This is a genomic window from Roseomonas chloroacetimidivorans, assembly GCF_049629625.1.
GTDB lineage: Bacteria > Pseudomonadota > Alphaproteobacteria > Acetobacterales > Acetobacteraceae > Roseomonas > Roseomonas chloroacetimidivorans.
Genome location: NZ_JBNBZS010000095.1, coordinates 1 through 17,681 on the forward strand (window position 1 = coordinate 1; position 17,681 = coordinate 17,681).

Here is a 17,681-nt window from a genome sequence, read left to right on the forward strand (position 1 = left end):
CCCGCTCCGCCTCACTCAGCTCAAGCGCAACCGCCCGACGTCCCATCCCGACCTCCTGGACTGGCCGAGAAGCCTCTCACCTCCCTTGAGCCGAATACAAGAACGAATTTCTGGTTCGGGACACTAGCGACGGATGGTATCATCTTTTGCTCGATCAATCATCGAGAAGTGGCGCAGTTGAAGCTTCTTATGGATGAGGTCTTTGGGTTCGAGAATGCAGTCTGCACCTTTGCATGGCGTACAGACGGGAATTTCGACAATCAGGCCAAGTTCAAGTATTGCCATGAGTATATTCTTGCTTATGCGAAGGACGAAGCTAGCTTTCCGCACCCTTTGGCGGTCGACCCAAATGTACCTGAAACCAGCAAAATCTATCGCCCTGAAATAAGAAACACGATTGTAAAGAATGGCCCGAAGAATCCGCCCAGCTCCATCACGCTCCCGACCGGGTTCCCAGCAGCGTTTGACGAAGGGGAGATTGCCTCCCGCAATGATGCGTGGCCGCATTTCAAAGATAACGTTCCCGTGTCTGATAGGAAGACGCTGGCCCCTGTTACTATATACAGCGGATGGAGCTCACGGGATTTACTGGAAGAGTTTATCAGAAATAATTGTCAGCCGATTACCGATTCGAAAGGTCAGGTGACAACTTTTGAGTTGACGACCTCGGGTGCCGTGGAGGCGATAAAAGTTCGAGGTGAGCCCAGTCATGTCATCTCTTGGCTTACTGGATTTGGCGGATCCCAGAAGGCTACGGCGGAGCTAGATGATATCGGAATAGTCTTTGATGACTACCCGAAGCCGCTGGCTCTAATCCGGTATTTCGTTCAAATGGCTTCATCAAAGACTGGTGTATTTCTCGATTTCTTTGCCGGATCAGGGACGACGGCCCATGCAACGATGCTGCAGAATTCGTTTGATGGAGGCAATCGTAGGTTCATAGCTGTGCAGATGCCAGAAACTGTTGATCCGACTACAAGAGCTGGCAACGCAGGTTTTGCAACAATCGCTGAGATCACCAAGGAACGAATCCGGCGTGCCGGGCAAAAAGTCCTTGAAGGTGACTGCCACCCTGGGTGGGATCGCGATGTTGGCTTCCGTGTGTTGAAGATCGACACGTCTAATATGCAGGATGTGTACTACCGCCCCGACCAGATTGATCAGAAAGATCTGCTCGGCGCCGTCGACAATATCAGGCCGGATCGCAGCGCCGAGGACCTGCTATTCCAGGTGCTCGTCGATTGGGGCGTTGACCTGACGCTGCCCATCCGACGCGAGACGATTCAGGGCAAGACCGTGTTCTTCGTGGATGAAAACGCGCTCGCTGCCTGCTTCGCGACCGGCGTGACAGAGGAGCTTGTGAAGGAGCTTGCCGGCCGCGAGCCGTTGCGGGTCGTGTTCCGCGACAATGGCTTTGTGTCCGATGCGGTGAAGATCAATGTTGAGCAGGTCTTCCGCCAGGTCTCCCCCGGCACCGACGTGAAGTCGATCTGAGGGGACGGCCATGAAGCTGAAATTCAAGGTCCAGCCCTATCAGACCGAGGCTGTGAAAGCAGTCGTGGACTGCTTCGCCGGGCAGCCGATGTCGAACGGGATCACCTACCGGATCGATCCGGGCCGAAAGGTGCAGACGAGTGCCTTTGAGGAGGGGTTCAAGAACGCTGACCTGGCGCTGACCGAGCTGCAGGTGCTGGCCAACGTCAAGGACGTCCAGCGCCGTCAGAACCTGCCGGTGTCCGATAAGCTGGTTGCCAGCGCCGGGTGCCGGATCAACCTCGACGTCGAGATGGAGACGGGGACCGGCAAGACCTATTGCTACATCAAGACGATCTTCGAGATGAACAAGCGTTACGGTTGGTCGAAGTTCATCATCATGGTGCCTTCGATCGCCATCCGGGAGGGCGTCCACAAGTCGTTGCAGATCACCGCCGACCACTTCACCGAGAGCTACGGCAAGAAGGCGCGCTTCTTCATCTATAATTCCAAGCGTCTGCACGAGATCGAGAGCTTCTCGTCGGACGCCGGCATCAACGTGATGGTCATCAACATCCAGGCGTTTGCGGCACGCGGCGCCGACAATCGGCGCATCTATGAGGAGCTGGACGACTTCCAGTCGCGCAAGCCGATCGACGTCATCGCCAGCAACCGGCCGATCCTGATCCTCGACGAGCCACAGAAAATGGAAGGCGCGGCCACGATGGAGGCGCTGCCGAAGTTCAAGCCGCTGATGATCCTGCGCTACTCGGCGACCCACAAGACGCAGCACAACCGTGTTCACAGGCTCGATGCGCTCGACGCCTACAACCAAAAGCTGGTGAAGAAGATCGCAGTCCGGGGCATCCAGACGCGTGGGCTCGCCGGCATGAACGCCTATCTGTACCTCGAGGGAATCGAGATCTCGAATAAGGCGCCGGTGGCGCGGCTTGAGACGGAGGTGAAGCTCGCGAGCGGCGAGATCAAGCGTCAGCTTAGGCGACTGGAGTTCCGGGACGACTTGTTCGCCGAGTCGGGCGAGCTGGATCAATACCGCGACGGATTCACGATCTCCCAGATCGACGCGCGCAATGACACGGTCGAGTTCACCAACGGCCTGGTGCTACGGGCCGGGGAGGCGACCGGCGACGTGTCCGAGCGCGACATCCGCCGCATCCAGATCCGCGAGACGATCAAGGCGCATCTGGACAAGGAGAAGCAGCTCTTCGCACTAGGGATCAAGGTGCTGTCGCTTTTCTTCATCGACGAGGTCGTGAAGTACCGCGACTACGCTCAGGCCGATGAGAAGGGCGAGTATGCCCGCGTGTTCGAGGAGGAGTATGAGCTTCTCAAGGCGGAGTATCTGTCGGAGCTGGCGATCGATAACGACGCCTACCGCAAGCACTTGGCTGGCATCGGTGCGGCCAAGACGCACAACGGCTATTTCTCGATCGACAAGAAGACCAACCGGCTGAAGGACCCTGCCGTAGGCGCGCGGTCGGTCGATTCTGACGACGTAGACGCTTATGACCTGATCCTGAAGGACAAGGAACGGCTGCTTTCCTTCGCGGAGCCCACGCGGTTCATCTTCTCGCATTCCGCGCTTCGGGAAGGGTGGGACAATCCCAACGTCTTCGTCATGTGCATGCTCAAACACAGCGACAACACCGTGTCGCGGCGCCAGGAGGTTGGCCGCGGACTTCGCCTGTCGGTCGATCAGAACGGCGACCGAATGGACAATCCGGCGGTCGTCCATGACATCAACGTCCTCACCGTCGTCGCCAGCGAGAGCTACAAGAACTTCGTGGCGGGGCTCCAGCGGGAGATCGCCGACACCCTGACGTCCCGACCCCGAAAAGCCACCGAGGCCTTCTTCACCGGCAAGACCATCACGACCGATGCCGGCGCGGTCGAGATCACGCCAGCCATGGCGAAGCAGATCTACCGCTACTTGGTGAAGAACGACTATTCGGACGAAGCGGACCAGATCACCGACGCCTATCACCAGGCGAAGGAGGCCGGGACGCTCGCGGCTTTGCCTGACGAGCTGAAGGCGCATGCCGATCAGATCTTCCAGATCATCGACAGTGTGTTCAGCGATGCGCAGCTGCCGAAGGTCGAGGACGGCCGCAAGCCGAAGGCCAATCCGCTGAACGCGAATTTCGAGAAGAAGGAGTTCCAGGAGCTCTGGCGGCGTATCAACCAGAAGGCCGTCTATCGCGTCGAGTTCAATTCCGAGGAGTTGATCCGCAAATGCGTCAGCGCTCTCGATAGCCAGCTCCGCGTGACACCGCTTCAGTATACGGTCCAATCCGGGGTTCAGGGCGATGGGCTGACTGATGAGCAGCTTAAGGCGGGTGATGGTTTTGCCCTGACAGGATCGACGACTGAGCGCGGCGGGTCGGTCCATTCGCTCGTGAAGTACGACCTCCTCGGCAAGATCGCCGAAAAGAGCGAGCTCACGCGGAAGACGGCAGCTGAGATTCTCACCGGCATCCAGGCGACCGTGTTCGGACAGTTCAAGGAGAACCCCGAGCACTTCATCGCCGAAGCATCGCGGATCATCGCCGAGCAGAAGGCCACAATGGTGATTGAGCGGCTGGCGTATGACGGGCTGGCCGAGCGCTACGACGTTGACATCTTCACCGCGAACCAGACCGGACACGACTTCTCCAAGGCCTCAGCCAAGCTCAAGCGGCACGTCTACGACTACGTCGTCACCGACTCCGACATCGAACGAAAGTTTGCCGACGAGCTCGATACCGCCAGCGAGGTCGTGGTCTACGCCAAGCTGCCGCGCGGCTTCCTGATTCCGACCCCTGTCGGAGACTACAACCCCGACTGGGCCATCTCCTTTAAGGAAGGCAGCGTTAGGCACATCTACTTTGTAGCCGAGACGAAGGGTACGATGTCATCGATGAAGCTGCGTGAAATCGAAAACACCAAAATTGCATGCGCCCGGAAATTCTTTGATGAGATCGGTCGCCGCGTGTCTGATGATCGCGTGAGATATGATGTCGTGACGGACTATGCGAAGCTCATGGACATTGTCGGGCAAGCTGCTGCTTGATTTCACACGGCCGTTGTAAAGGTGATGCGCAGGCACCCGAATGTCCTGAGATTCATCGAAAAAGATATTCGGTGACTGTCACGGACCTGTAAGCATCTGGCTCTACCGTGCCGTGCAAAAAGCGGCCGTGGACACGCCATGATGATCGGAACTCTATGACATGAGGGCTGGCGTAAAACCCAGCCGTCGCCTCGGCCTGGATCTGGCTTCGGTTCGTCTGGTGCTTGCAATCGCTGAGCATCGTAGCCTTCGCCGTACCGCCACGGCGATCGGGATGAGCGAGGCGGCCTTGAGCCACCGACTCTGCGCGCTTGAAGACGCACTTACCGTCTCGCTCTTTCACCGATCCTCGATTGGAGTCGAGCCGACCAAGGCCGGGGCAGCCTTCTTCGAAGAGGCTCGCGAAGCCCTGCGCGTCCTCGATCTGGCGGTCATCAACGCCGCCGCGACCAGCCGCGGCGCGGCTGGCAAGCTGACGCTCGGCCTCACCACATCTTTATCGGCAGGCCGTTTGCGGACCGCCCTGAGCGCCTATGCCGAGGAGCATCCGGAAGTCGATCTCCAGCTCGTCGAGGGGGACAGATTTCGGATGGTGGAGGGCATCAGTTCGCGCGCGATCGACATTGCCGTCCTTCACGGGGCACCGGACGACAAGCTCGGCGAGCCGCTGCTTCTCTGGCATGAGCGGTTGCATGTCCTCATAGCCCAGGGTCACCCGCTGTCAGGCTCCTCTGAAGTGCAGTGGTCCGACCTTGAGGAGGAGACGCTTCTTGTCGCCGCCCAAAGCGTCGCCGCCGAGGCGGTGAAATTGCTTGCGGGCAGGATGGACAGGCACGGGCGTAGACCGGTGACCCGCTCCCATTCGATCAGCCGTGAAACCGTATTGTCGATGGTGGGGATGGGCCTCGGCCTCACCCTGATGATCGAGTCTGCCCTTGGGAGCCTGCCGCAGGGCGTGGTGGCGATTCCCTTGGCTGGCGGCGACCAGGCGCTCGTCCCGCTCACCGCCTATCGCGACGCTAGCAATGACAACCCGCCACTGCGGCGCTTCTGGTCGTTTCTCAAGCGCGGCTACGTCGATCCGGCTCGGGTGGCGGAGGCGTGCGATACTGATCGCCGCGCTTTGGCGAAGGCGCGGTCGGAGGCCATGAACCGCGCCAGCATCGGCGCGACCAGCTTGGCCGGCTCGGTGGCCGTCCCGGTTTCCCGCGCCAGCACTTCGGCATAGGCCGTGAGATCGCGATGCACGGCCGCGGGAAGTTCGATGGTCAGCCGGACAGGCCGGTCATCCGTGATCGCGCCCAGTTTCAGCGCCGCCATGTTCAACCTCCGTAGGGTTCGAGCACGAGATCGCGGGTGACGATGACCCGCACCGGAAATCCCGGCCGGATGGTGATCGTGGGCTGGATGTTGAGCGAACGGCCCACAATCTGACGGCCGGTCTGACTGATGCTGTCGGAGGCGCCCCGCCGGATGGCTTGCAGGAGGTCGCTCTCGTCCGACGATGAACCGGCTTCGGCGCCGATGCTCAGCAGCGTGGACAGCACGGCGCCGCGGAAGAGCTGGCCCCAGTGATTATCGACCTCGTCCTCAAGGCCGGCGTAACCGGAGGCGTCGGCGCCCGGTTGCCGTTCCAGAACGATCGAGCGCCCGTTGGGCAAGATCAGGCGGTTCCACACGAGCAAGGCGCGCGATTGCCCGAACGCGACCTCGGCGTCGTACTGGCCGATGAGCCGCGCGCCCTGCGGGATGAGGAGAATACGCCCGGTGGGGCTGTCGTAGACGTTCTCGGTCACCTGGGCCGTGATCTGTCCAGGAAGGTCGGAGCGAAGCCCGGTCACCATGGCGGCGGCGATCACTGCACCCGCCTGAACCGTAAAAGGACTGAGCGGCGCCTGGAGCGCTTCGGCGCTCGCCGTCCGGCGCTCCGCCGCCCCATTGAGGAACGCCAGACGCCGCTCTGCATCGCTCGCCGGCGCTGAGGGACCGCCACCCGCTGCGGCGGCAACGCCACGCGGGATGCTGTCAGGCGAACCCAACGGCGCCCCGGCGGCGGCCCCGCCGGCCTCGGCGGACGCCTGCGTCTCGCTGGCGAACAAACGACTGGCGCGGGCGGCTTCGCGTTCCTGAGCAAGCCGCTGGCGTTCCTGCGCCAATCGCTGGGCTTCGGGATCGGGCGCGGGCGCTGCTGGCGCCGGCGCGCCGGGGAGGGGCTCGGGCTGAACGCCCGCATTCAACATGGGTCGGCCAAGATCTCCCGGGAGCGGCGGCCCAAGCGGCGGCGCTTGCCGCGGCAGCGCCGCATAGTCGGCGGGCAGGCGCGACAGGCCGTCGGCCGTGGAGCGATTGTCGGTGTTGTAGAGCTCGGCCGGGTCTGCGGGGCGACTGGACTGAAGCGCCCAGATCAGGCTGCCGCCAATGGCCAGCGCGGACACGCCGGCGAGGATGCCGAGGACCTTGCGCGACAGTCGAACGACCTTGGGCCGCTCGGGTCGCAGGCGCAGCTCCTCGGCGATCTCGTTTTCCGGGCGCGGCCGATCGGCCGGCGCGCCATCGGCATCGCCCGCCGTCACGACGCCGGCCTCCCGTCTATGCGCACGATCCGCACGCGCCGCTGGCGATCGGCGCCGAGACGAAGTTCCGCGCCGCCGAAGAGCCGGTCGACGACCATGTAGCGACCGCGAACGCGGTAGTTGACCAGCTCGGCTCCGCCTTGGGCGCCGATGATCCACAACGGGGGCATTTCGCCCTGGGCGATGCCGCTGGGAAATTCGATGAACACCTGGCGCCCGTCGTCGAAGGCCCGGACCGGCCGCCAGGCCGGATTGTCGCCCTCGATGCGGTAGCGGAAATTGAGCGACTCCAGAGCATCGAGCGGACTGGTGGCCGCAGGCTGCGCCGCCCGCGCCTCGGCGTTCTGGCGGCGCAGGGCAATGAGTTCGTCCTGCGGATAGGACCAGGAGACGCTCGCCATATAGGTCCGCTCGGCCGCCCTCAGCTCGAGGTGATAGGTGCGCCGGTCGGTGTTGATGACGAGATTGGTCTGCAGGTCCGCGCGGGTCGGCTTCACCAGAATGTGGATCCTCCGGTTCGCGCCGCTTCCGCTTTCGGTGTCGCCGATGATCCAGCGCACCGTGTCGCCGGCAGCCACGGGACCGGCGCCGACCAGTTGCTCGCCCGCTTGCAAGGCGATGTCGGTGACCTGGCCCGGCGCGGTATAGACTTGGTAAAGCGCGCCGTCGGCATAGGGGTAGACCTGCACCGCATTAAAGTAGCCGGACCGGCTGGGCTGGATGCGGGCGGCGCTGTTGGCGGCCTCGACGCGTGCTCGCGGGTCTGCCGGCTCGGGCGGCTGCGGTCGCGCCTCCGGGATTCGCTGCAGCTGGCCCGGAAGCGGCAGGGGCGTCGGTATTTCGACGATCTCAACCGCTTTGGGCGGCTCCGCTTCCAGGACCGCCGGCTGCGGGGTCGCCGCGGCGTCATAGGTAATGTCGGGCGGCGTCCAGGTGTGGGAGCAGGCGGCGACGGATACCGAGGCGAGTAAAACGAGAGGGAGTGCGGTCAGTCGCATCAGCCGAGCTCCTTGGACCAGTTGAGGGCGTGGACGTAGACGCCGAGCGGGTTCTTACGCAGGCGCTCCACGTCGCGGGGGGTTTGGATGGTGATGGTTAGAATGGCCGTCCACCGCTCGGTGGCGGCCAGGGCGCCGTCGACATAGCGGCGTTCGACCCAGGCGACGCGGAAGCTGTCGGGCGAGGCCCGGATGACGCTGGAGACCTCGGTTGAGACCTGTTCGCGACCGAGCTTGGCGAAGGGGTCGTTGACGCGGGCGTAGTCATTGAGCGCCAGGGCGCCTTGGTCGGTGGTGTAGTCGTAGGCGCGCAGCCAGTTCTGGCGCAGCACGATGGGATCGGCCGGGATCGCGCGCGTCTGCTCAATGAAGCGGGCCAGATGCCAGGCGATCTGCGGATCGGTCGGCCGATAGCTGGCGTCGGCCGGTGCAACCGCCTGCGCCTGACCGAGACGGTCGACCTGCACCACCCACGGCACCACGGTGCCCGAGGCGGCCTGCCAGACCACGGCGGCCGCAAGGCCGGCCGAGAGAAAGAGCGACCCAAACGCCATGAGGCGCCAGTTGCGGGCCTGCACACGCGCCGAGCCGATCCGGTCATCCCAAGCCTGGGCCGCGCGCTGATACGGCGTTTCGGGTTCGGGTGTTCGGCCATAGCGCGTCGACGATCGTTTGAAGAGCATCACTCACCCTCTCGGACACTGACGGAAGATCCTGCGCCGCCACCGTCGCCGGCCCGCACGGCGTGGACGGCGGTTTGGACGCCATGCACCGCCGATTGCCGCCGCCGCATGGCCTTGGCCCAGCCAGGCTCGCCCGGCGCCGAGCCGGCGTCATTGGCGGGGCTCGCGCCAGAGACCCTGCCGCCAAGGCCTTCGAAGGCGGCGCGTCCGCCAGCCTGATAGCGTTGGCCAAGGTCCGCAGCCGCCTTGCGTAGCGGCGACGCCGCCGCCGAGGCGCCCGCCTGAGCGACGCTGGAAAGACCGCCCGCGACGCTGCCGCCCTTGGCGGCGCTGCCCAGCTGGTAGGCGGTCGATGCGCCGCCGGCGACGCTCGCCCCGCCCCGCACAGCGGCCAGCGCCGCGCCGCCCGTCATGCGCGCGCCGGCCGCGCCGGCCAGCACTGCGCCGCCGGCGGCCAGCCCTGTTCCGACTGCCGCGCCGGCGCCCAGCTGCGGGCCGCCCGACACGATGCCGTTGGCGATGGACGGACCGAAGATGCCGAGACCCAGCAGCGAGAGGGCGGCCAGGACCAGAGCCATGGCGTCCTCGATCGTGGGCTGGGCCTGGAAACCTTGGGTGAATTCGCCAAACAGGGTCGAGCCGATGCCAACCACGACGGCGAGCACCAGAACCTTGACCCCTGAGCTGATGACCAGGCCGAGGACCCGTTCGGCCATGAAGGCGGTCTTGTTGAACAGACCGAAGGGCACCAGCACGAAGCCACACAGGGTGGCGAGCTTGAACTCGATCAGGCTGATGAAGAGCTGGATGGCGAGGATGAAGAACGACAGCAGCACGATCGCCCAGGCCAGCAGCAGCACGGCGATCTGGATGAAGTTCTCGAAGAAGCTGATGTAGCCCATCAGCCCGGAGATGGACTCCAGGATGGGCCGGCCGGCGTCGAGACCGACCTGGGCGACGCGGCCCGGGCGCAGAAACTCCGCCGCGCTCAGACTCGTGCCCGAGGCCTGTAATCCCAGCCCGGCGAAGCTCTCGAACACGATCCGAGCCAGCGTGTTCCAGTTGCCGATGATGAAGGCGAAGACGCCAACGAACAGGGTCTTCTTGACCAGGCGCGCCAGGATGTCGTCGTCCGCGCCCCAGGCCCAGAACAGCGCTGCGAGCGTCACGTCGATAACGATGAGGGTGGACGCCAGCCACGCCACCTCGCCTTGAAGAAGGCCAAAGCCGCTGTCGATGTAGCGGGTGAAGACCTCCAGGAAGCGGTCGATGACGCCGGTGCCTTCCATCAACGGGCCTCCCGCGCGCCCAGGAAGCGGCGACGATTCTCGGACCAAGCTTCCTTGCAGGCCGCGTCATCGAGTGCGGCGGCGCCCAGCTCGTTGCAGCGGAGGAGGTTGGCGCGGAGCGGATCTGTCTTGCCGGAGGGCGCGGGCTGAGCGCTCGGTCCGGCGTCGCCAGTCGCCTTTGCGGAGAGCCATAGAAGCAGCGCAACGACCACGACGCCGAGGCCGAGCACGAGAAAGGCTCGGCCCGGCCTCGGTGGCTTCATCCCAATCGCGAACGGGCGGAAGAGGCGCATGATGCGTCAGCGATCGTGGAACATGGTGACGTCGGTCGGCTGATAGCCGGGGCCGGGCGTCAGGAAGCGGCGAAGCTGCTCGCGGCCCTGATCGGCGGCGGCGGCCCGTTGGGCGGCTTCGAGACTTTGGGCGCGGCCTTGGGCGGCGACGGCCGCCGTCAGGTCGGCCAGCTGCTGGGCCTGCAACGCGAGGAGCTGGTTGCCGGCCTGGGCGGCCTGCAGCGCCCCGGTCGCCGACTGGCTGGCGCCCACCAGGGCCGACATCTGGGTGCGGTTGGTCTCGATGTTGCCGACGACGCCGGCCTGCACGCGCATGGCGTCCTGCAGCGCCTTCACCGAGGTTTCCCAGCGCTGGCGGGCCGAGGCGAAAAGCGCTTGGTCGGAGCTGGAGGCCCGGGCCGGCGCGTAGCTCGTCTGAAACGCCCGGTCGATCTGCTGGACGTCGTAGGCGATGCCTTGCGCCTCATTCAGAAGCTGCTGGGTGCGGGCCACCGACTGCTGGAGCTGTTGCAGCGAGGAATGGGGCAGGCTGGTCAGGTTGCGGGCCTGGTTGATCAGGCTTTGCGCCTCGTTCTGCAGCGAGGTGATCTGATTGGTGACCTGCTGGAGCGAGCGCGCCGCCTGCAGGACGTTCTGGGTGTAGTTGGTCGGATCCCAAACGGTGATCTGGGCTTGGGCGGGAACGATCAGCGCCGAGAGGGTCACAGCCGCTACACCGGCGGCCAGGAGCGAGCGAAGGCGGGCATTCATGGCATGGTCTCCTGCTGGGGGTGGATCAGATCTGCGGCCCAGGCGGCGCCGCGCGCTTCGAGCCAGGCCTTGGCGAAGCCTTGGGCGCCCTGTTCGGCCATCAGGCGGCCGATCAGGCTTTGATCGGCCTTGCTGGACGCTGCGGTGAAGGCGAGCGCGACCTCGCCCAAGCCCAGTTCGAACAGGCGATTGCCGCGGCGTGACTGGCAGTAATAGTCGCGCTTGGGCGTGGCGCGGCTAAGGATCTCGATCTGCCGGTCATTGAGGCCGAAGCGCCGATAGATGGCGGCGATCTGCGGCTCGAGCGCGCGCTCATTGGGCAGAAACAGCCGCGTCGGGCAGCTCTCAATGATGGCTGGCGCGATGACCGAGCCGTCGATGTCGGCGAGCGACTGGGTGGCGAAGACGACACTCGCATTCTTCTTGCGCAGCGTCTTCAGCCACTCGCGCAGCTGGCTGGCGAAGCCTTGGTCGTCGAGAGCCAGCCAGCCTTCGTCCACGATCAGCAGGGTCGGTCGACCGTCGAGCCGGCGCTCGATGCGGTGGAAGAGATAGGCGAGCACCGGTCCGGCAGCGCCGGTGCCGATCAGCCCTTCGGTCTCGAAGGCCAGCACATCGGCCTCGCCGATCCGCTCGGCCTCAGCGTCGAGCAGGCGCCCCCAGGGACCGCCGACGCAGAAGGGCTTGAGCGCCTGCTTGAGGGCCTGGCTTTGCAGCAGGACCGACAGTCCGGTCAGGGTGCGTTCGGCCTTCGGAGCGGAGGCGAGATTGTTGAGGGCGGACCAGACCAGCTCCTTCACGTCGGGGGTGACGTCCACCTTTTCGCGCGCGAGAACTGCGGCGACCCACTCGGCCGCCCAGGCGCGCTCGTCGTCGCCATCGATCCCGGCCAGCGGTTGCAAGGCCACGGGTTCGGCGGCGTCCTCGGCAAGCGATCCGCCCAGGTCATGCCAGTCGCCGCCCATGGCGAGCGCAGCCGCCCGGATCGATCCGCCGAAATCGAAGGCAAAGACCTGGGAGCCGGCATAGCGGCGAAACTGGAGCGCCATCAGCGCCAGCAGCACCGACTTGCCCGCGCCGGTAGGCCCAACCACCAGGGTGTGTCCGACGTCGCCGACATGGAGCGAGAAGCGAAACGGCGTCGACCCTTCCGTCTTGGCGAGAAAGAGTGGCGGGGCATCGAAATGCTCGTCCCGTTCCGGCCCGGCCCAGACCGCCGAAAACGGCATCATGTGCGCCAGATTCAGCGTTGAGATCGGGGGCTGGCGGACATTGGCGTAGACGTGACCGGGCAGGCTGCCGAGCCAGCCTTCGACGGCGTTGACCCGCTCGGCCATACAGGTGAAGTCGCGGCCCTGAATGACCTTCTCGACCAGTCGAAGCCGTTCCTCGGCGACGCGGGGGTCCTTGTCCCACACCGTCACGGTGGCGGTGACATAGGCCGTTCCGACCAGATCGGATCCCAGCTCCTGGAGCGCCAGATCGGCGTCGGCCGCCTTGTTCGCGGCGTCGGTATCCATCAAGGCCGAGGCCTCGTTGGTCATGATCTCCTTGAGCATGGCCGCGATCGACTTGCGCTTGGCGAACCACTGGCGGCGGATACGGCCGAGCACCTTGGCGGCGTCGGTCTTGTCCAGGCAGATCGCCCGCGTCACCCAGCGATAGTCGAAGGCGAGGCGATTGAGGTCGTCCAGCAGGCCCGGCCAGGTCTGCGAGGGAAAACCCATCACCGTCAGCGTGCGCAGATGAGCCTCTCCCAGGCGCGGCTCCAGCCCTCCAATCAGCGGCTGGTCGGCGAGGAAGGCGTCCAGGTGCATCGGCGTTTCGGGCACGCGGACCCGGTGCCGGCGCGTGGAGATGGTTGCGTGGAGATAGGTCAGCGTTTCGACATCGGAGAGCCAGGCGGCCTCGGGCATGAAGCCCTCGATCAGATTCAGGACCCGATTGGTGCGATCGATGAAGGCGGCGAGTTGCTCGCGCCCGTCGACTCCTGACTGGTCGCGTCCCTCATAGAGCCAGGCTTCGGCGCGTGCGGCGTCCTCCGCTGGCGGCAACCAGACCAGCGTGAGGAAATAAGACGACTCGAAATGCGCGCCCGCCTCGTCGAACTGAGCCCGGCGTTCATGGTCGACCAGGTTCGAGACGCCGTCGGGAAAGACGCCTGGCGGATAGGCGCCTGCCGCATGGCGCTGGGCCTCGACGAAGATGGCCCAGCCCGAGCCGAGCCGGCGCAGCGCGTTGTTGAGCCGTGAGGTGGTGGCGACGAGCTCGGCCGGCGTGGCGCTATCGAGATCCGGCCCGCGGAACCGGGCCGTGCGTTGAAAGCTCCCATCTTTGTTGAGGATCACGCCCTCGCTGACCAGCGCCGCCCAGGGCAGGAAGTCGGAAAGGCTTTGCGATTTGCCGCGATATTCAGCGAGATTCAGCATCGCGCCTGCCTCATGCGCCGAGATGGGTGGGGTAGCGCAGGTGGCGGCGGACAACCTCGACGAAAGCCGGATCGCGCTTTGCGGCCCACACTGCGGCCATGTGCCCGACGAACCAGATCAGCAGGCCGGCCAGCCACAAGCGGAGGCCCAGGCCCAAGGCGGCGGCAAGCGTGCCGTTGATGATGGCCAGTGACCGCGGCGCGCCGCCGAGCAGGATCGGCTCGGTGAGGCTGCGCCGGACCGGCGCATAGAAGCCGACGGCGGGTTCGTCCGCGCCGAGCATCAGATCAGCGCCCCGCCGCCAAAGGAGAAGAAGGACAGGAAGAAGGAGCTGGCGGCGAAGGCGATCGAAAGGCCAAAGACGATCTGGATCATTTTGCGGGCGCCGCCCGAGGTGTCGCCGAACGCCAGGGTGAGACCGGTGACGATGATGATCATCACCGCGATGATCTTGGCCACCGGCCCCTGGATCGACTCCAGGATCGACTGGAGTGGGGCTTCCCAAGGCATGTTGGAGCCGGCCGCATAGGCCGGCGCGGTCACGATGGCGAACAAGGCGAAGGTCGCGGCGCCGGTGAGGCGACGGCAAAGAGGGGTCATGGCAGATCTCCTGGCGAGGAAGGCAGCTGAGGGACGAGCCGGTAGTCGCCGTCGGGGCCGAGCCCCTCGACGTGCGTGAGTTCGGCCAGGCGGCGGGCGGCGCCGCGGCCCGACAGAACCGCAATGAGATCGATGGTTTCGGCGATCAGCGCGCGCGGGACGGTGATCACCGCCTCCTGGACCAGTTGCTCGAGCCGGCGCAGCGCCCCGAGCGCCGAACCCGCGTGCAGAGTGCCGACACCGCCGGGATGGCCGGTGCCCCAGGCCTTGATCAGATCGAGCGCCTCGCCGCCGCGCACTTCGCCGATGGGAATGCGGTCGGGGCGCAGCCGAAGCGCCGAGCGGACCAGATCGGTCAGGCTCGCAGCGCCGTCCTTGGTGCGCAGGGCCACAAGATTGGGCGCGGCGCATTGCAGTTCGCGCGTGTCCTCGATGAGGACGACGCGGTCGCCTGTCTGCGCCACCTCGGCCAGCAGCGCATTGACCAGGGTGGTCTTGCCGGTCGAGGTGCCGCCGGCGACCAGGATGTTCTTACGGGCGTGGACGGCGGCGCGCAGGCTCTGCGCCTGGTCCGCGCGCATGATCCCCGCCTCGACATAGTCCGACAGGGTGAAGACCGCGACCGCAGGCTTGCGGATCGCGAAGCTGGGCGCCGCGACCACAGGCGGAAGGAGCCCCTCGAAGCGCTCTCCGGTCTCGGGCAACTCGGCGGAGACGCGCGGATTGCCGGCATGAACCTCGGCGCCGACATGGTGGGCGACAAGGCGCACGATGCGCTCGCCATCGGCGGCGCTGAGGCGCGCGCCGGTGTCTTCCAGGCCGCCGGCGAGCCGGTCGACCCAGAGGCGTCCATCGGGATTGAGCATCACCTCGACGATGGCGGGGTCATCGAGGAAGGCGGCGATGTCGGCGCCGAGCGCGGTGCGCAACATGCGCGCGCCGCGGGCGAAGCTTTCGGATCGGAAGGCGACCGTGGTCACTGATGTCGTCCCGTTTCCTCGCGTCTCGCCGAAGGCGAGATCCTCAACGGGTCAATCAAGAAGCGGCGATCTGAAGCGGGTTCAACAGCGACGAGGGCGTAGTAGTGCGCTGGCGTACAACGGCAGGGAAACGGCGGTTTTAGTCCTCGTCGGCTTCGGTCTCGGCGGGAACGTCGCGGAGGATTTCGTCGGCGAAGCTGCGGCCCTTGGCGAGTCGCCGGCCCAAGGTCTCGACAAAGCCTTCGAAGCGCTCGCGGCCCTTGGCTTGCGCGGCGGCCTGGGCGGTGTCGGGCAGTGGCGGAACGGCCGTCAGCCAGAAGCGCACGAACAGGGCGATCGTCTCATTGCTGATCATGACGTGGCGCTCAAGCCGATCGATCTGGCGGGACATGCGATCGAGCCGGCGGGCCAGCGCCGCTTCAAGACGATCGGCGCCGTCGGGGGACAGGTGCGAAGCCAGCGCCGCCTGGACCACATCGCCTTGGGCGACGCGGCGGCGCCGCGCATAGTCGGCGAGATCCCGGCTGAGATCCGCCGGTATCCGGAAGGTCTGCTTGATTCTCGGGGGCGCCTTCACAGGACGATCCCGTCGTCGGGATCCAGGGCAGCCTGCCGCGCCAGGCCTCGCATACGCGCCTGTAGCGTCTGCGCTCGCATGCCATCCTCGTCCGGCTCGTCCTCCAGCACCTCGAACTCGCGCGCCGGCCGGTCCGTCTCGGGCGCGACGGCTTCGTGGGGCGGGATCTCAGGTTCGCGGCGAATGCCGGCGTTCGCCGGGTCCGCGTCGGCCTCCTCGCCGCCCACGGATGCGGCGGCAGCGGGCGACACGATCGGCGCCAAGGGGCTGAGGCGGCTCCAGTCGTCGCCGCGATCCTGACCACCCTGTGGCCCTGGCGCCTTGCGCGGCTTCACCGGCGCGGGCAGCAGACGGGCTTTGAAGCGGCGGTCCTCATAGTATCGGGCCTTCTTGGCGCGGATCGGGAACAGGCCGGAGACCAGGATGATCGCATCGGTCGGCGGCAGCTGCATGATCTCGCCGGGGGTCAGCAGCGCCCGAGCCGTCTCCTGGCGCGACACCATCAGATGCCCGAGCCAGGGCGACAGCCGGTGGCCGGCGTAGTTGCGTGCGTCGCGGATTTCGGTGGCGGTGCCCAGCGCGTCGCTGACCCGCTTGGCGGTGCGCTCGTCGTTGGTCGCGAAGCTGACCCGCACATGGCAGTTGTCGAGGATCGCATTGTTCGGGCCGTAGGCCTTTTCGATCTGGTTGAGGCTCTGGGCGATCAGGAAGCTGCGGATGCCGTAGCCGGCCATGAAGGCCAGGGCGGACTCGAAGAAGTCGAGGCGGCCGAGAGCCGGGAATTCGTCGAGCATCAGCAGCAGGCGGTGCCGGCGGCCTTTGGCGTCGAGGTCTTCGGTAAGCCGGCGGCCCACCTGATTGAGGATCAGTCGGATGAGCGGCTTGGTGCGGGAGATGTCTGAGGGCGGCACGACCAGATAGAGGGTCGCGGGCCGCCGCTGGTCGACGAGATCGCGGATCCGCCAGTCGCACCGGCGGGTGACCCCCGCCACGACCGGGTCGCGATAGAGCCCCAGGAACGACATCGCGGTCGACAGCACGCCCGATCGCTCGTTCTCGCTCTTGTTCAGCAGCTCGCGCGCAGCCGAGGCGACGACGGGGTGGACGCCGTCGTCGCCAAGATGAGGCGTGGTCATCATCGCGCGCAGGGTGGTCTCAATGGGGCGCCTCGGATCGGACAGGAAGTTGGCGACGCCGGCCAGCGTCTTGTCTGCCTCGGCATAGAGGACGTGAAGGATGGCGCCGACCAAGAGCGCATGGCTGGTCTTCTCCCAGTGGTTTCGCTTTTCCAGGGCGCCTTCGGGGTCGACGAGGATGTCGGCGATGTTCTGGACATCGCGCACCTCAGAGGCGCCGCGGCGGACTTCCAGCAAGGGATTGTAGGCGTCGGAATCGGCGTCGGTGGGATCGAAGCGCAGAACGCGGCTGAAGCGGGCGCGCCAGCCCGCGGTCAGGCTGAAGTTCTCGCCCTTGATGTCGTGAACGATGCAGGCGCCCGGCCAGGTCAGGAGCGTCGGGATAACCAGTCCGACACCCTTGCCCGACCGGGTGGGCGCAAAGCACAGCACATGCTCGGGACCATCGTGGCGCAGATAGTCCCGGCGATAGCGCCCCAGGACCACCCCGTCGGGGCCAAGCAGCTGAGCGGTGCGCAGTTCGCGCGCCGTGGCCCACCGCGCCGATCCATAGGTCGTCACGTTCTTGGCTTCGCGCGCGCGCCATACCGACATGCCGATGGCGACGGCGATCGAGGCGAAGCCGCCGGCCGAGGCGATCAGCGCGCCTTCGAAGAAGATCTGCGGCGCATAGGCGTCGAAGAAATACCACCACCAGAAGAAGGGTATCCATCCGGCCGGGGCCGCGGGCTATCGAGCGCAGACGTGCTGACCGCGCTCACCGCTTCTGGTCGAGGCAGAGTTCCTTGAGGCTTTCGATGCCGTGCTCGGTGAATTTGAGCGTCGCGCGA

The 17,681-nt window shown here is 65.6% G+C and carries 14 protein-coding genes and 2 pseudogenes; 3 read left to right on the forward strand and 13 right to left on the reverse strand.

The features are described from left to right. From ACO1BU_RS31510 to ACO1BU_RS31520, 3 genes and pseudogenes are all read left to right on the forward strand, one after another. Positions 1-1,494: DNA methyltransferase (locus ACO1BU_RS31510; protein WP_424139906.1), on the forward strand; the 1,494-nt coding region annotated here is incomplete at its 5' end. 10 nt (positions 1,495-1,504) lie between these two features. Further along, on the forward strand, positions 1,505-4,543 hold the full coding sequence (locus ACO1BU_RS31515) for a type III restriction-modification system endonuclease (protein ID WP_424139907.1): 3,039 nt from the start codon (positions 1,505-1,507) through the stop codon (positions 4,541-4,543). Between the two features lie 160 nt (positions 4,544-4,703). Then, positions 4,704-5,600 (forward strand): annotated as a pseudogene (locus ACO1BU_RS31520) (LysR family transcriptional regulator); the annotation flags it as partial. 14 nt (positions 5,601-5,614) lie between these two features. On the opposite strand, the gene ACO1BU_RS31525 reads toward ACO1BU_RS31520, so the two are convergent. The 13 genes and pseudogenes from ACO1BU_RS31525 to ACO1BU_RS31585 all read right to left on the reverse strand — a co-directional run. Continuing rightward, complete coding sequence (locus ACO1BU_RS31525; protein WP_424139908.1) at positions 5,615-5,863, reverse strand: DUF2274 domain-containing protein; 249 nt, start codon at positions 5,861-5,863, stop codon at positions 5,615-5,617. 2 nt (positions 5,864-5,865) lie between these two features. Further along, positions 5,866-7,116 carry a TraB/TrbI/VirB10 family type IV secretion system protein gene (locus tag ACO1BU_RS31530; protein ID WP_481133253.1) on the reverse strand — a complete coding sequence of 417 codons (1,251 nt, stop codon included), beginning with the start codon at positions 7,114-7,116 and terminating at the stop codon, positions 5,866-5,868. Beyond that, a complete protein-coding gene (trbG, locus tag ACO1BU_RS31535; protein ID WP_424139909.1) occupies positions 7,113-8,114 on the reverse strand; it encodes a P-type conjugative transfer protein TrbG in 1,002 nt (333 codons plus the stop codon). The genes ACO1BU_RS31530 and trbG overlap by 4 nt, the downstream gene beginning before the upstream one ends. Next, complete coding sequence (gene trbF, locus ACO1BU_RS31540; RefSeq protein ID WP_481133254.1) at positions 8,114-8,797, reverse strand: conjugal transfer protein TrbF; 684 nt, start codon at positions 8,795-8,797, stop codon at positions 8,114-8,116. Before trbF ends, trbG begins: the two co-directional genes overlap by 1 nt. Further along, on the reverse strand, positions 8,797-10,086 hold the full coding sequence (trbL, locus tag ACO1BU_RS31545; RefSeq protein WP_424139911.1) for a P-type conjugative transfer protein TrbL: 1,290 nt from the start codon (positions 10,084-10,086) through the stop codon (positions 8,797-8,799). Before trbL ends, trbF begins: the two co-directional genes overlap by 1 nt. Then, the gene (gene trbK-alt / locus ACO1BU_RS31550) at positions 10,086-10,349 is read right to left on the reverse strand and encodes a putative entry exclusion protein TrbK-alt (protein ID WP_424139912.1); all 264 of its coding nucleotides are present in this window, start codon (positions 10,347-10,349) and stop codon (positions 10,086-10,088) included. The genes trbL and trbK-alt overlap by 1 nt, the downstream gene beginning before the upstream one ends. 36 nt (positions 10,350-10,385) lie before the next feature. Then, positions 10,386-11,129 (reverse strand): P-type conjugative transfer protein TrbJ, encoded by a 744-nt coding sequence (gene trbJ / locus ACO1BU_RS31555; protein WP_424139913.1) that lies wholly within the window; start codon positions 11,127-11,129, stop codon positions 10,386-10,388. Beyond that, complete coding sequence (trbE, locus tag ACO1BU_RS31560) at positions 11,126-13,558, reverse strand: conjugal transfer protein TrbE (protein ID WP_424139914.1); 2,433 nt, start codon at positions 13,556-13,558, stop codon at positions 11,126-11,128. Before trbE ends, trbJ begins: the two co-directional genes overlap by 4 nt. Before the next feature lie 10 nt (positions 13,559-13,568). Next, on the reverse strand, positions 13,569-13,841 hold the full coding sequence (locus ACO1BU_RS31565; protein WP_293421425.1) for a VirB3 family type IV secretion system protein: 273 nt from the start codon (positions 13,839-13,841) through the stop codon (positions 13,569-13,571). Continuing rightward, on the reverse strand, positions 13,841-14,158 hold the full coding sequence (locus ACO1BU_RS31570) for a TrbC/VirB2 family type IV secretion system protein (protein ID WP_293421427.1): 318 nt from the start codon (positions 14,156-14,158) through the stop codon (positions 13,841-13,843). Before ACO1BU_RS31570 ends, ACO1BU_RS31565 begins: the two co-directional genes overlap by 1 nt. After that, positions 14,155-15,090, reverse strand: a complete 936-nt coding sequence (gene trbB, locus ACO1BU_RS31575; RefSeq protein WP_424139916.1) for a P-type conjugative transfer ATPase TrbB — start codon at positions 15,088-15,090, stop codon at positions 14,155-14,157. The genes ACO1BU_RS31570 and trbB overlap by 4 nt, the downstream gene beginning before the upstream one ends. A gap of 187 nt (positions 15,091-15,277) precedes the next feature. Beyond that, positions 15,278-15,715 carry a CopG family transcriptional regulator gene (locus tag ACO1BU_RS31580; RefSeq protein ID WP_305281318.1) on the reverse strand — a complete coding sequence of 146 codons (438 nt, stop codon included), beginning with the start codon at positions 15,713-15,715 and terminating at the stop codon, positions 15,278-15,280. After that, positions 15,712-17,553 (reverse strand): annotated as a pseudogene (locus tag ACO1BU_RS31585) (conjugal transfer protein TraG); the annotation flags it as partial. The gene ACO1BU_RS31580 and the pseudogene ACO1BU_RS31585, both read right to left, overlap by 4 nt. Between the last annotated feature and the right edge of the window lie 128 nt (positions 17,554-17,681).